The organism is Gallibacterium salpingitidis, from assembly GCF_030517105.1.
In the GTDB taxonomy this organism is placed as follows: domain Bacteria; phylum Pseudomonadota; class Gammaproteobacteria; order Enterobacterales; family Pasteurellaceae; genus Gallibacterium; species Gallibacterium salpingitidis.
In genome coordinates this window covers 1-13435 of record NZ_CP103875.1, presented here as the reverse complement: position 1 = coordinate 13435, position 13435 = coordinate 1, and the positions used below count along the sequence as shown (strand labels likewise).

Genomic DNA, 13435 nt, shown 5'->3' with positions numbered 1-13435 from the left:
CTTTGTTATAGTGTATATGATGATTTATCAAATAACACAAAAGGATTAAGTTATGAACATGGATTCAACATCAAAAACATTTTTGAGTCGGTCTAACCAAATTCTGATTGCGGATACTATATTATCGCTTCTCCTGTTATTCTTCCTACCATTTGATCTAAAAGTAAATAAAGGATTAGCTTTATTGGTATTCATTGGTATTTTGTGGCTAACGGAAGCACTTAATGTCACCGTAACTGCTTTATTGGTACCGATCTTGGCGATTGCTTTAGGTTTAACTGATACGAAAAAAGCGTTAGCTGCATTTGCCGATCCAACAATCTTCCTCTTTTTTGGTGGATTTGCTTTAGCTACCGCATTACATATTCAAAAACTTGACCGATTAATTGCTAATAAAATTATGTCGCTTGCTCGCGGCAATTTATTGGTTGCGGTCATCTATCTATTTACGGTAACAGCATTCTTATCAATGTGGATGAGTAATACCGCAACCGCGGCAATGATGCTGCCATTGGCTATGGGGATTTTGGGTAACCTTGATAAAGAAAGACATCACAATACTTATGTTTTTGTGTTATTAGGGATTGCTTATAGTGCAAGTATTGGCGGAATGGGAACGCTTGTTGGTAGCCCACCAAATGCTATCGTTGCCTCTCAATTACATCTAAATTTCTCACAGTGGATGCAATATGGCTTACCAATTATGATCTTATTAATGCCAATTATGATTGGTACATTATATTTGGTATTTCGTCCTAAATTTGAGAAGTCATTTAACTTTGAATTTGAAGCAATTGAGATGACGCCACAACGCACTACCACACTCGGTATTTTCGTCTTTATTGCATTATGCTGGATTTTTAGTAGTAGCATTAATCCGCTTATCTCGTCTATCTTTGGCTTAACCGGAAAAATAGCCAGTTTCGATAGTTTTATTGCTTTACTTGCTGCGGTACTTATCTGTATTACTGGTGTTTCTTCTTGGAAACAAATCCAAGACAATACAGAATGGGGCGTACTTATGTTATTTGGCGGTGGTTTAACATTAAGTGCAGTATTAAGAGATTCTGGCGCAAGTAAAGTCATGGCTGACGGTATCGTATTTATTATCCAAGGCGGACATTTCTATCTTATTGGTTTAGTCGTAGCTGCGTTTATTATTTTCTTAACCGAATTTACTTCCAATACCGCAAGCGCTGCTTTACTCGTTCCAATCTTTATTTCCATTGCTGAAGCGCTCGGTATGCCGGCGATTGGTCTTGCACTTATCATTGGTTTAGGTGCGTCTTGTGCCTTTATGTTACCAGTTGCAACACCGCCTAATGCTATCGTATTTGGTACCGGAGAAATTAAACAAAAAGAAATGATCAAGGCAGGTATTTATCTCAATCTATTCTGTGTATTCTTGATCGCTACTTATGCTTATGTGTTCTGGTTATAAATTCCAATATGAACAAAAACAAACGGTACGAAGATTCGATCCTCGTACCATTTTTTACGATCCTACCGATCTGCTCATTAAAGAAATTTCTGAAAATTAACTGCCATAAAGTCAAAATCACGTTATAATGATGCGCTTTTGTAATACCTCGTTTTGTGTGCGGCTAACAAAAATATTTTTATCGCTGAGAATATTTTTGCTAGTCGCAAACGGGTCATTACAAATCAATCAACTTTAATTTTTAACTATTTTATGAGGAAAAAATTGTGACTCCATTTGTGAAACAATTTAAATATGGTCAACATACAGTAACGCTGGAAACTGGCGCGATCGCACGTCAAGCAACTGCAGCAGTAATGGCTAGTATGGATGACACTAGTGTATTCGTTACCGTAGTAGCGAAAAAAGATGTGAAAGAAGGTCAAGATTTCTTTCCATTAACTGTTAACTATCAAGAGCGTAGCTATGCAGCAGGACGTATTCCTGGCGGTTTCTTTAAACGTGAAGGTCGTCCATCAGAAGGCGAAACCTTAATTGCTCGTTTAATTGACCGTCCAATTCGTCCACTCTTCCCAGAAGGTTTCTTAAATGAAATCCAAATTATTGCTACTGTTGTTTCTGTGAATCCACAAATCAGCCCAGATCTTGTTGCAATGATTGGTGCATCTGCTGCTTTAACTTTATCTGGCGTACCATTTAATGGCCCGATTGGTGCAGCACGCGTTGGTTTTATTAATGATCAATTCGTACTTAACCCAACTATGTCTGAACAAAAACAAAGCCGTTTAGATTTAGTGGTTGCAGGTACTGATAAAGCCGTATTAATGGTGGAATCAGAAGCAGATATTTTAACTGAAGAACAAATGCTTGCTGCGGTGGTCTTTGGTCATCAACAACAACAAGTAGTGATTGAAGCGATTAAAGAATTCGCTGCTGAAGCTGGTAAACCACGTTGGGACTGGCAAGCTCCTGCAAAAAATGAAGCTTTAATTAGTCGTATTAAAGAACTTTCAGAAGCTCGTTTAGGTGAAGCTTATCGTATCACTGAAAAACAAGCTCGTTATGAACAAATTGATGCGATTAAAGCAGAAGTTTGCGCAACGATTCTCGCCGAAAATAGTGAAGATGAAACCATCACTGAAGGTAAAATCATCGACATTATTCATGAATTAGAAAGTCGTGTTGTACGTAGCCGTATCTTAGCAGGTGAACCTCGTATTGATGGACGTACTGTTGATACTGTGCGTGCATTAGATATTTGCACTGGTGTACTACCACGTACTCATGGTTCTGCAATCTTCACTCGTGGTGAAACCCAAGCATTAGCGATTACCACGCTTGGTACAGAAAGAGATGCGCAAATCATCGATGAATTAGCAGGTGAAATAGCAGACCATTTCTTATTCCATTACAATTTCCCTCCGTATTCAGTGGGTGAAACTGGTTTAATTGGTTCACCAAAACGTCGTGAAATCGGCCATGGTCGTTTGGCAAAACGTGGTGTTGCGGCGGTAATGCCAACTTTAGCTGAATTCCCATATGTTGTACGTGTTGTTTCTGAAATTACCGAATCAAATGGTTCATCTTCAATGGCTTCTGTTTGTGGTGCTTCATTATCATTAATGGATGCTGGTGTGCCAATTAAAGCAGCTGTTGCAGGTATCGCAATGGGCTTAGTTAAAGAAGATGATAAATTCGTCGTATTGTCAGATATTCTTGGTGATGAAGATCACTTAGGTGATATGGACTTCAAAGTAGCAGGTACTCGTACTGGGGTTACTGCATTACAAATGGATATTAAGATCGAAGGTATTACACCAGAAATTATGCAAATTGCGTTAAATCAAGCGAAAAGCGCAAGAATGCACATTTTGAATGTAATGGAACAAGCGATCCAAACTCCTCGTGCAGATATCTCTGATTTCGCTCCGCGTATTCATACTATGAAGATCGATCCTAAGAAGATCAAAGATGTTATCGGTAAAGGTGGTGCAGTAATTCGTAGCTTAACTGAAGAAACCGGTACTTCAATTGATATCGATGATGATGGTACAGTGAAGATCGCTGCAACTGATAACAATGCAGCTAAAGCGGTAATGGCGAAAATTGAAGATATTGTAGCTGAAGTTGAAGTTAACAAAATCTATCAAGGAAAAGTCACTCGTATCGTTGATTTCGGTGCATTCGTTACCGTATTAGGTAACAAAGAGGGATTAGTCCACATTTCACAAATTTCTGAAGAACGTGTAGAAAAAGTCACTGACTATCTACAAGTTGGTCAAGAAGTTACAGTGAAAGTAGTGGAAATTGATCGTCAAGGTCGTATCCGTTTAACAATGAAAGATTTACAACCAGCAAATGAAACTTCGTCTGTAACAGATGAAGAAAATGTGATTGAAGAATCTTCAGCGGATGCGTAATTAAGCAATGACGAATAACACCGCGATACCAAAAATTATCGCGGTGTTTTTGCCAGTGATGTTGAGCTTAGTGCTAATTTAAAGGCAGTATCATGTGTCAGTTGCAGAAGAGAGTTTGTTCATTATTTTATTTTCCTTTTTTCTCCCTATGGCTATTTATTGCAGGTTGTAGTACCTCGCCATTAAGTGTATTAGGAACCGATTCACAACTTATATTTTCTGATACCAAACCTCAGGAACATCTTGATCAAGAAGTTGTGATTGCCAAACTCAGCCAAGTTTTGCAATTAGAAAAAATGACGAGAGATGATCGTGCGGCGTTCTACTTTGAACGAGGTGTACTTTATGACAGCCTTGGTCTTTGGACGCTCTCTCGCTTCGATTTTTCACAAGCGATCCAGCTCAAACCTAAAATGGCAGATGCTTATAATTATTTAGGGATTTATGCCCTAATTGAAGGGGACTATGATGCAGCAATTGATTACTTTAATGCTGTATTAACACTTGATCCTAATTACAGTTATGCTTTCTTTAACCGAGGTTTAAGTTTCTATTATTCGAATCGCTATACCGAAGCAGAAGACGATTTTCTTAAATTTTATCAAGAGGAAACTGCCAATCCTTATCGTGTTTTATGGCTCTACTTCAATGAAGTAAAACAAAATCCAAATCAAGCATTGGCATTACTTAAACAACGTTCTACCAAATTATCTAATGAATATTGGGGAACAAATATTGTGCAATACTATTTAGATGAGATTTCATTAACTGAATTGCAACAACGAGTAAAACAGTATGCGGAGAAATCTCAATCACAATATGCAGAAGTCTTAACCGAAACCTACTTTTATTTAGCGAAACAGCAATTGATGTTACATAACAAACAAGATGCAATTACGCTATTTAAATTGGCTATGGTTAATCAAGTCTATAGCTTTGTAGAATATCGCTTTGCATTATTAGAATTATTACGTTTAAGTGAAACGAAAGTTCGACCACAAAGTCAGCCATAACGCCATACTCATTACAAAAATTACTTTATACTTTTGGTATTTACATGACAGAACAAACCTTAACTTTTGCAGATCTTGGTCTGCCAGAAACACTTTTATCTGCAATTTCAGATTTAGGATTCGTTAATCCATCACCAATTCAACAAGCTTGTATTCCATATCTACTAGATGGCAAAGATGTGCTAGGTATGGCACAAACCGGTAGCGGAAAAACAGCGGCATTTGCGTTACCGCTTTTAACACATATCGAAATAGAAAAAAAATATCCGCAACTATTAGTAATGGCGCCAACACGTGAATTAGCTATTCAAGTTGCTGATGCGTGCGAACAATTCGCGAAAAATTTAAAAGGTATCAATATCGTCACCGTATATGGCGGACAACGTTATGACATTCAGCTTCGTGCATTAAAACAAGGTGCGCAAGTTGTTGTTGGTACCCCGGGAAGAATTTTGGATCATATTCGACGCAAAACATTAGATCTCAGCTCACTCAAAGCAATCGTATTAGATGAAGCTGATGAAATGTTGCGTATGGGCTTTATTGAAGATGTAGAAACTGTGATGGCTGAATTGCCAGAAAATCACCAAACTGCATTATTCTCTGCAACAATGCCTGAACCAATTCGTCGTATTACTCGTCGTTTTATGCGCGATCCGCAAGAAATTAAAATTCAATCAACACAACAAACTGCACCTGATATTACACAATCTTACTGGTTGGTAAATGGCTTTAAAAAAGGCGAAGCATTAGTGCGTTTCTTGGAAGTTGAAGAATTTGATGCTGCCATTATTTTTGCCAGAACGAAAAGTGCTACTCTAGAAATCACTGAATTATTAGAGAGAAATAATTTACGTTGTGCTGCACTTAACGGTGATATGACACAGCAATTACGTGAACAAACCTTAGATAAATTACGTAATGGACGTTTAGATATTTTAGTGGCAACAGATGTTGCTGCACGTGGTATTGATATTGAACGTATTAGTCTAGTGGTGAATTATGACATTCCTCTTGATCCTGAATCTTATGTTCACCGCATCGGTCGTACTGGTCGTGCCGGTCGTGCTGGTCGCGCATTGTTATTCGTTGAACCAAGAGAAAGACGCCATTTACGTAATATTGAACGTTTAATGAAGAAAACTGTTGATGAAGTACAAATACCGAATCATGAACAATTACAAACAGTTAGACGTGAAAAATTCAGACAAAAGATCACTGCACAGCTAGAGCATCATGATCTTGAGCTTTATCGTAGCTTATTAGAAGATATTTTTGCTGCCGACCAATCACAAGAGGATATCGCAGCAGCAATGATGATGTTATTACAAGGAAAACAGAAACTAATTCTACCGCCAGATCCTGAAATTAAACCGGTACGCAAAGAGCGTGAACGTCGTGAAAATCCTCGCTCAGCAGAACGTCGTGGCGCAAGAAATAATAGTATGCCAATGGATGTTTATCGTATTGAGGTCGGTCGTGCTGATGGTGTAGAAGTTGGTCATATTGTTGGTGCTATTGCTAATGAAGGCAATCTAAGTAGTCGCTATATTGGACATATAAAATTATATGAACATCATGCGACAGTTGAATTGCCTATTGAAATGCCAAAAGGATTATTGCAACATTTCCAACGTACTTATGTTGTCGGTAAGCCAATGAAAATGTCATTACTCGAAGCAGCTCAAGTAGAATTTAACGATCACAAACACTCTGCACGTAAGAAATCACGTGATCATGATACTTTCCATAAGAACAGTCGTTCCTCTGGAAAAGAACGGAAATTTAAAGAGAATCGTAAGAAATTTGCAAATCGTTAATTTAAAATAGGGCTTGTTTTGGCAAGCCCTATTTATCATCTCTAAGGAGAAATTATGCAAACATTGAATAAAATCACACAACTTGCTACTACATTAACGGATTATCGCGTCATTGAAATTGCAGGTATAGACAGTCAAAAATTTTTACAAGGGCAACTTACTTGTGATGTAGTGAAAATGCCGGAACATAGTTCTACGTTAGCTGCGCATTGTGATCCTAAAGGAAAAATGATTTCACTTTTCCGCTTGGTCAAGTTCTCACCAGAACAGTTTTGGTTTATCTTTGAACAAAGTTTATTACCCACTGCACTAGAGCAATTAAAAAAATACGCTGTATTTTCTAAAGTTACCTTCACTGAACAACCTCTTTCACTTTACGCATTTACACCAGATCAACTACCAATAAAATGTAACAATGATCTTGCAGTATCACAAAATGATGCAGGGACTCTAATTCATATTACTGCTGAACAAGATTACTATTTATTGCTTACAAGCCAAACCTTAGATGTCGGTAAAGAAATTGAACAATGGAAAGCCTTAAATATCTTTAATGGCACTCCATTATTTAATAGTGCATCTCAAGGTGAATTTATTCCACAAGCACTTAATTTGCAGCATTTAGAACAAGCTGTTTCTTTCAGTAAAGGCTGTTATATTGGGCAAGAAACCATTGCACGTGCAAAATATCGTGGTGCTAATAAATTCGCAATGTTTACGCTAGTAAGCGAAAGTCTGGAAAATGCAGACCTTGGTACTGGTGTTGAAATGTCGTTAGAAAACGGTTGGCGTCGTACTGGTACGATTATTAATGCTGCCCACTATAATCAACAAACTTGGTTACAAGTTGTGCTTAATAAAGACATTACACCAGATACTCTATTTCGTTTAAACGAAAATAGCAGCACTTACCAACTCATCGCAAATCCAATGCTTGAAGAAGCATAATAATTTGTTGAATTAATGAAAAAGGATTGAAGAGTTTCTCTTCAATCCTTTTTTTATGAATAACAACTGAATAAATAAGTTAATAGAAAAGATGATTTTTTCAAATATTACATGCCAAGATAGGAGTTGAACCTATAAATCTATTTGCCCTTACGGGGTATAGCGTTTTACTAATTAAACGTACTTGGCAATGTATAAATACTAATAATATTAGAAATAACAGTAAAAGAAATGAAATATAGAAATTAATGGATGGCAGGGGCGGAGAGGCTCGAACTCCCAACACCCGGTTTTGGAGACCGGTGCTCTACCAATTGAACTACGCCCCTATTGGTATAAATTACGTGGTATAAATTAAGTGGCGGAACGGACGGGGCTCGAACCCGCGACCCCCTGCGTGACAGGCAGGTATTCTAACCAGCTGAACTACCGCTCCGCGAAATTGGGGAATTGGCGATGACCTACTCTCACATGGGGAATCCCCACACTACCATCGGCATTACAACATTTCACTTCTGAGTTCGGCATGGATTCAGGTGGGCCTGTTGCATTATTATCGCCAAAAAAATCTTATTTTTTAAATATACTTGAGCAAATACACTTAAAAAATAAAAACCTGGCAGTGACCTACTCTCACATGGGGAATCCCCACACTACCATCGGCATTACGACATTTCACTTCTGAGTTCGGCATGGATTCAGGTGGGTCTATCGCATTCTCGCCGCCAGGATTAATTCTTTTGACTTTCTGCTTCTAGCTTCTCGCTTTCTGCTTTATCTTCTTCTCTAAAAAACGTTCACAAGCTGTCAACTCATCAGTGAGTTTTCTTTTCCTCTCACTGCTTTCTCTCTCTTTCGCTTTTTTGCCTTTGCTTTTCCGCTTTTTTTTCGCTTTTCTTACCTACTCTCTTGGGGTAAAAACCCTTCAGCGTTGTATAGTTAAGCCTCTCGGGCAATTAGTATGGGTTAGCTCAATGACTCACATCACTTACACACCCCACCTATCTACGTCGTCGTCTTCAACAACCCTTACAATCTCTCGATTGGGACAACTCATCTCGGGGCAAGTTTCGTGCTTAGATGCTTTCAGCACTTATCTCTCCCGCACTTAGCTACCCAGCAATGCTTCTGGCGAAACAACTGGAACACCAGCGGTGCGTCCACTCCGGTCCTCTCGTACTAGGAGCAGCCCCCCTCAATTCTCCTTCGCCCACGGCAGATAGGGACCGAACTGTCTCACGACGTTCTAAACCCAGCTCGCGTACCACTTTAAATGGCGAACAGCCATACCCTTGGGACCTACTTCAGCCCCAGGATGTGATGAGCCGACATCGAGGTGCCAAACACCGCCGTCGATATGAACTCTTGGGCGGTATCAGCCTGTTATCCCCGGAGTACCTTTTATCCGTTGAGCGATGGCCCTTCCATTCAGAACCACCGGATCACTATGACCTACTTTCGTACCTGCTCGACTTGTCCGTCTCGCAGTCAAGCTTGCTTCTACCATTGTACTAACCTCACGATGTCCGACCGTGATTAGCAAACCTTCGTACTCCTCCGTTACTCTTTGGGAGGAGACCGCCCCAGTCAAACTACCCACCAGACACTGTCCGAATACCTGTTCCAGGTACCTCGTTAGAACATCAAACGTTAAAGGGTGGTATTTCAACATCGACTCCTTACCAACTGGCGTCAGTATCTCTCAGTCTCCCACCTATCCTACACATTAAAATTCAAGGTTCAGTGTCAAGCTATAGTAAAGGTTCACGGGGTCTTTCCGTCTAGCCGCGGGTACACCGCATCTTCACGGCGATTTCAATTTCACTGAGTCTCGGGTGGAGACAGCCTGGCCATCATTACGCCATTCGTGCAGGTCGGAACTTACCCGACAAGGAATTTCGCTACCTTAGGACCGTTATAGTTACGGCCGCCGTTTACTGGGGCTTCGATCAAGTGCTTCTCTTTCAATAACACCATCAATTAACCTTCCAGCACCGGGCAGGCGTCACACCCTATACGTCCACTTGCGTGTTTGCAGAGTGCTGTGTTTTTATTAAACAGTTGCAGCCAGCAGGTCTCTTCGACTGGTTCATGCTCCATCTGTTCAGACTTCACACTACGCCAGCGCACCTTCTCCCGAAGTTACGGTGCTATTTTGCCTAGTTCCTTCACCCGAGTTCTCTCAAGCGCCTTAGTATTCTCTACCTGACCACCTGTGTCGGTTTTCAGTACGGTTTATTAGATAATGTGCTTAGCAGCTTTTCCTGGAAGCTTGGCATCAACAACTTCGCAACCGTAGTTACTCCTCATCACGCCTCAGCATTAATGGTGCGGATTTGCCTACACCATCTACCTACACGCTTGAACAGACCCTTCCGTCCGTCTGCTTGCCTAGCCTTCTCCGTCCCTACATCGCTTATCTAACAAGTATGGGAATATTAACCCATTTCCCATCGACTACGCTCTTCAGCCTCGCCTTAGGGGCCGACTCACCCTGCCCCGATTAACGTTGGACAGGAAACCTTGGTCTTCCGGCGAGCGGGCCTTTCACCCGCTTTATCGTTACTTATGTCAGCATTCGCACTTGTGATACCTCCAGCAACCCTCTCAAGTCACCTTCTTCGGCTTACACAACGCTCCCCTACCCAACAAGATTTCTCTTGATGCCGCAGCTTCGGTGCTATATTTTAGCCCCGTTACATCTTCCGCGCAGACCGACTCGACTAGTGAGCTATTACGCTTTCTTTAAATGATGGCTGCTTCTAAGCCAACATCCTAGCTGTCTATGCCTTTCCACCTCGTTTCCCACTTAATATAGACTTTGGGACCTTAGCTGGCGGTCTGGGTTGTTTCCCTCTCCACGACGAACGTTAGCACCCGCCGTGTGTCTCCTATATATTACTCTTTGGTATTCGCAGTTTGCATCGGGTTGGTAATCCGGGATGGACCCCTAGCCGAAACAGTGCTCTACCCCCAAAGGTATTCATATAAGGCTCTACCTAAATAGATTTCGGGGAGAACCAGCTATCTCCCGGTTTGATTGGCCTTTCACCCCCAGCCACAATTCATCCGCTACTTTTTCAACAGTAGTCGGTTCGGTCCTCCAGTTAGTGTTACCCAACCTTCAACCTGACCATGGCTAGATCACCGGGTTTCGGGTCTATACCTTGCAACTTCCGCCCAGTTAAGACTCGGTTTCCCTTCGGCTCCCCTATCCGGTTAACCTCGCTACAAAATATAACTCGCTGACCCATTATACAAAAGGTACGCAGTCACATAGTCTCCTATGCTCCCACTGCTTGTACGTACACGGTTTCAGGTTCTCTTTCACTCCCCTCCCGGGGTTCTTTTCGCCTTTCCCTCACGGTACTGGTTCACTATCGGTCAATCAGGAGTATTTAGCCTTGGAGGATGGTCCCCCCTTCTTCAGACAAGATTCCTCGTGTCTCGCCCTACTTCTTGTTAGCTTAGTACCATAAAGGATTCTTCAGATACGGGATTGTCACCCTCTTCGATTGAGCTTCCCAACTCATTCTCCTAAATCCTTTACTATCTCTAACGGCTACTCCACTTTCGCTCGCCGCTACTCGCAGAATCTCGGTTGATTTCTTTTCCTCAGGGTACTGAGATGTTTCAGTTCTCCTGGTTCGCTTCACTATCCTATAGATTCAGACAGTGATGATAGATTCTTCATCTACCGGGTTTCCCCATTCGGATATCGTGGAGTTAACGCTTCTTATCAACTCCTCCACGCTTTTCGCAGATTAGCACGTCCTTCTTCGCCTCTGATTGCCTAGGCATCCACCGTGTACGCTTACTTACTTAACTATACAACCTCAAGGATTCTCTCCCTTCAGTCGCTCGCTTTTGAGTTCTCAGTTTTCAGCTTGTGTCTTCGTTTTTAAAGAGCATTTATCATAAAGATATCGTTAATTGGCGTCCCCTAGGGGATTCGAACCCCTGTTACCGCCGTGAAAGGGCGATGTCCTAGGCCTCTAGACGAAGGGGACTTCTACCAATTAACGATACCCTCGCTTCTATCAAACAATCTGTGTGAACATTTCATAGTAACATCTTCACTTTAATCTAGTAAGGAGGTGATCCAACCGCAGGTTCCCCTACGGTTACCTTGTTACGACTTCACCCCAGTCATGAATCATACCGTGGTAAACGCCCTCCTAAAGGTTAAGCTATCTACTTCTGGTACAACCCACTCCCATGGTGTGACGGGCGGTGTGTACAAGGCCCGGGAACGTATTCACCGCGACATTCTGATTCGCGATTACTAGCGATTCCGACTTCATGGAGTCGAGTTGCAGACTCCAATCCGGACTACGATGCACTTTCTGAGTTTCGCTCCATGTCGCCACTTCGCCTCCCTCTGTATGCACCATTGTAGCACGTGTGTAGCCCTACTCGTAAGGGCCATGATGACTTGACGTCATCCCCACCTTCCTCCAGCTTGTCACTGGCAGTCTCCTTTGAGTCCCCGGCTCTACCCGCTGGCAACAAAGGATAAGGGTTGCGCTCGTTGCGGGACTTAACCCAACATTTCACAACACGAGCTGACGACAGCCATGCAGCACCTGTCTCATAGCTCCCGAAGGCACAAACTCATCTCTGAGTCCTTCTATGGATGTCAAGAGTAGGTAAGGTTCTTCGCGTTGCATCGAATTAAACCACATGCTCCACCGCTTGTGCGGGCCCCCGTCAATTCATTTGAGTTTTAACCTTGCGGCCGTACTCCCCAGGCGGTCGATTTATCACGTTAGCTTCGAGGACCAATCCTAATAACCAATCCCCAAATCGACAGCGTTTACAGCGTGGACTACCAGGGTATCTAATCCTGTTTGCTCCCCACGCTTTCGCACATGAGCGTCAGTATCTTCCCAAGGGGCTGCCTTCGCCTTCGGTATTCCTCCACATCTCTACGCATTTCACCGCTACACGTGGAATTCTACCCCTCCCTAAAGTACTCTAGCGACCCAGTATGAAATGCAATTCCCAGGTTAAGCCCAGGGCTTTCACACCTCACTTAAGTCACCACCTGCGTGCCCTTTACGCCCAGTTATTCCGATTAACGCTCGCACCCTCCGTATTACCGCGGCTGCTGGCACGGAGTTAGCCGGTGCTTCTTCTGTGGCTAACGTCAATTATATACCCTATTTAAGCATATACCTTCCTCACCACCGAAAGAACTTTACAACCCGAAGGCCTTCTTCATTCACGCGGCATGGCTGCGTCAGAGTTCCCTCCATTGCGCAATATTCCCCACTGCTGCCTCCCGTAGGAGTCTGGGCCGTGTCTCAGTCCCAGTGTGGCTGGCCATCCTCTCAGACCAGCTAGAGATCGTCGGCTTGGTGAGCCCTTACCTCACCAACTACCTAATCTCACTTGGGCTCATCTTATGGCTAAAGGCCTTTCGGTCCCTCTACTTTAATCTCTCGATATTACGCGGTGTTAGCTACAGTTTCCCGTAGTTATCCCCCTCCATAAGCCAAATTCCCAAGCCTTACTCACCCGTCCGCCACTCGTCAGCAAAAGAAGCAAGCTTCTCCCCTGTTACCGTCCGACTTGCATGTGTTAAGCCTGCCGCCAGCGTTCAATCTGAGCCATGATCAAACTCTTCAATTTAATCTTCGCTCTCAAAAAAACTGACTTCGTTATTCAAATCATATGAATCTTCAAATTCAGCATTCAAGATAATCTTTTTTAATTCTTTTACTTAAAGTAAAAACATCATCTACGAATGCCCACACAGATTGTCTGATAAAATGTTAAAGAACAAAAAAC

5 protein-coding genes, 3 tRNA genes and 4 rRNA genes are annotated in these 13435 nt (G+C 42.2%); 5 read left to right on the top strand and 7 right to left on the bottom strand.

What is annotated here, in order from left to right:
- Positions 1-58: 58 nt before the first annotated feature.
- The 5 genes from NYR30_RS00060 (at position 59) to ygfZ (ending at position 7642) form a co-directional block, all read left to right on the top strand.
- Complete coding sequence (locus NYR30_RS00060; protein WP_437125212.1) at positions 59-1441, top strand: DASS family sodium-coupled anion symporter; 1383 nt, start codon at positions 59-61, stop codon at positions 1439-1441.
- A gap of 266 nt (positions 1442-1707) precedes the next feature.
- On the top strand, positions 1708-3861 hold the full coding sequence (pnp, locus tag NYR30_RS00055; RefSeq protein WP_302501384.1) for a polyribonucleotide nucleotidyltransferase: 2154 nt from the start codon (positions 1708-1710) through the stop codon (positions 3859-3861).
- A 92-nt stretch (positions 3862-3953) separates the two neighbouring features.
- Positions 3954-4874: a lipoprotein NlpI gene (nlpI, locus tag NYR30_RS00050; RefSeq protein WP_302501383.1), complete on the top strand. Its 921-nt coding sequence runs from the start codon at positions 3954-3956 to the stop codon at positions 4872-4874.
- Between the two features lie 44 nt (positions 4875-4918).
- The gene (locus tag NYR30_RS00045) at positions 4919-6694 is read left to right on the top strand and encodes a DEAD/DEAH box helicase (RefSeq protein ID WP_302501381.1); all 1776 of its coding nucleotides are present in this window, start codon (positions 4919-4921) and stop codon (positions 6692-6694) included.
- 54 nt (positions 6695-6748) lie between these two features.
- The gene (gene ygfZ / locus NYR30_RS00040) at positions 6749-7642 is read left to right on the top strand and encodes a tRNA-modifying protein YgfZ (protein WP_066113015.1); all 894 of its coding nucleotides are present in this window, start codon (positions 6749-6751) and stop codon (positions 7640-7642) included.
- A 253-nt stretch (positions 7643-7895) separates the two neighbouring features.
- On the opposite strand, the gene NYR30_RS00035 is transcribed toward ygfZ, so the two are convergent.
- The 7 genes from NYR30_RS00035 to NYR30_RS00005 all read right to left on the bottom strand — a co-directional run bounded on the left by NYR30_RS00035 (position 7896) and on the right by NYR30_RS00005 (position 13276).
- Positions 7896-7971 (bottom strand) — tRNA-Trp (locus NYR30_RS00035).
- A gap of 30 nt (positions 7972-8001) precedes the next feature.
- A tRNA-Asp gene (locus NYR30_RS00030) sits at positions 8002-8078 on the bottom strand.
- Between the two features lie 12 nt (positions 8079-8090).
- Positions 8091-8206, bottom strand: a 5S ribosomal RNA gene (rrf, locus tag NYR30_RS00025).
- Positions 8207-8256: 50 nt separating this feature from the next.
- Positions 8257-8372, bottom strand: a 5S ribosomal RNA gene (gene rrf / locus NYR30_RS00020).
- 205 nt (positions 8373-8577) lie between these two features.
- A 23S ribosomal RNA gene (locus NYR30_RS00015) occupies positions 8578-11470 on the bottom strand.
- A 106-nt stretch (positions 11471-11576) separates the two neighbouring features.
- Positions 11577-11652 (bottom strand) — tRNA-Glu (locus tag NYR30_RS00010).
- 80 nt (positions 11653-11732) lie between these two features.
- Positions 11733-13276 (bottom strand): 16S ribosomal RNA (locus tag NYR30_RS00005).
- Together the 16S, 23S and 5S rRNA genes with 3 tRNA genes alongside form the textbook arrangement of a ribosomal RNA operon.
- Between the last annotated feature and the right edge of the window lie 159 nt (positions 13277-13435).

Excerpts from the sequence above, each read along its gene's own strand:
- ygfZ (WP_066113015.1), top strand. The coding sequence starts at position 6,749 with ATGCAAACATTGAATAAAATCACACAACTTGCTACTACATTAACGGAT.
- NYR30_RS00060 (WP_437125212.1), top strand. The coding sequence starts at position 59 with ATGGATTCAACATCAAAAACATTTTTGAGTCGGTCTAACCAAATTCTG.
- nlpI (WP_302501383.1), top strand. The coding sequence starts at position 3,954 with ATGTGTCAGTTGCAGAAGAGAGTTTGTTCATTATTTTATTTTCCTTTT.
- NYR30_RS00045 (WP_302501381.1), top strand. The coding sequence starts at position 4,919 with ATGACAGAACAAACCTTAACTTTTGCAGATCTTGGTCTGCCAGAAACA.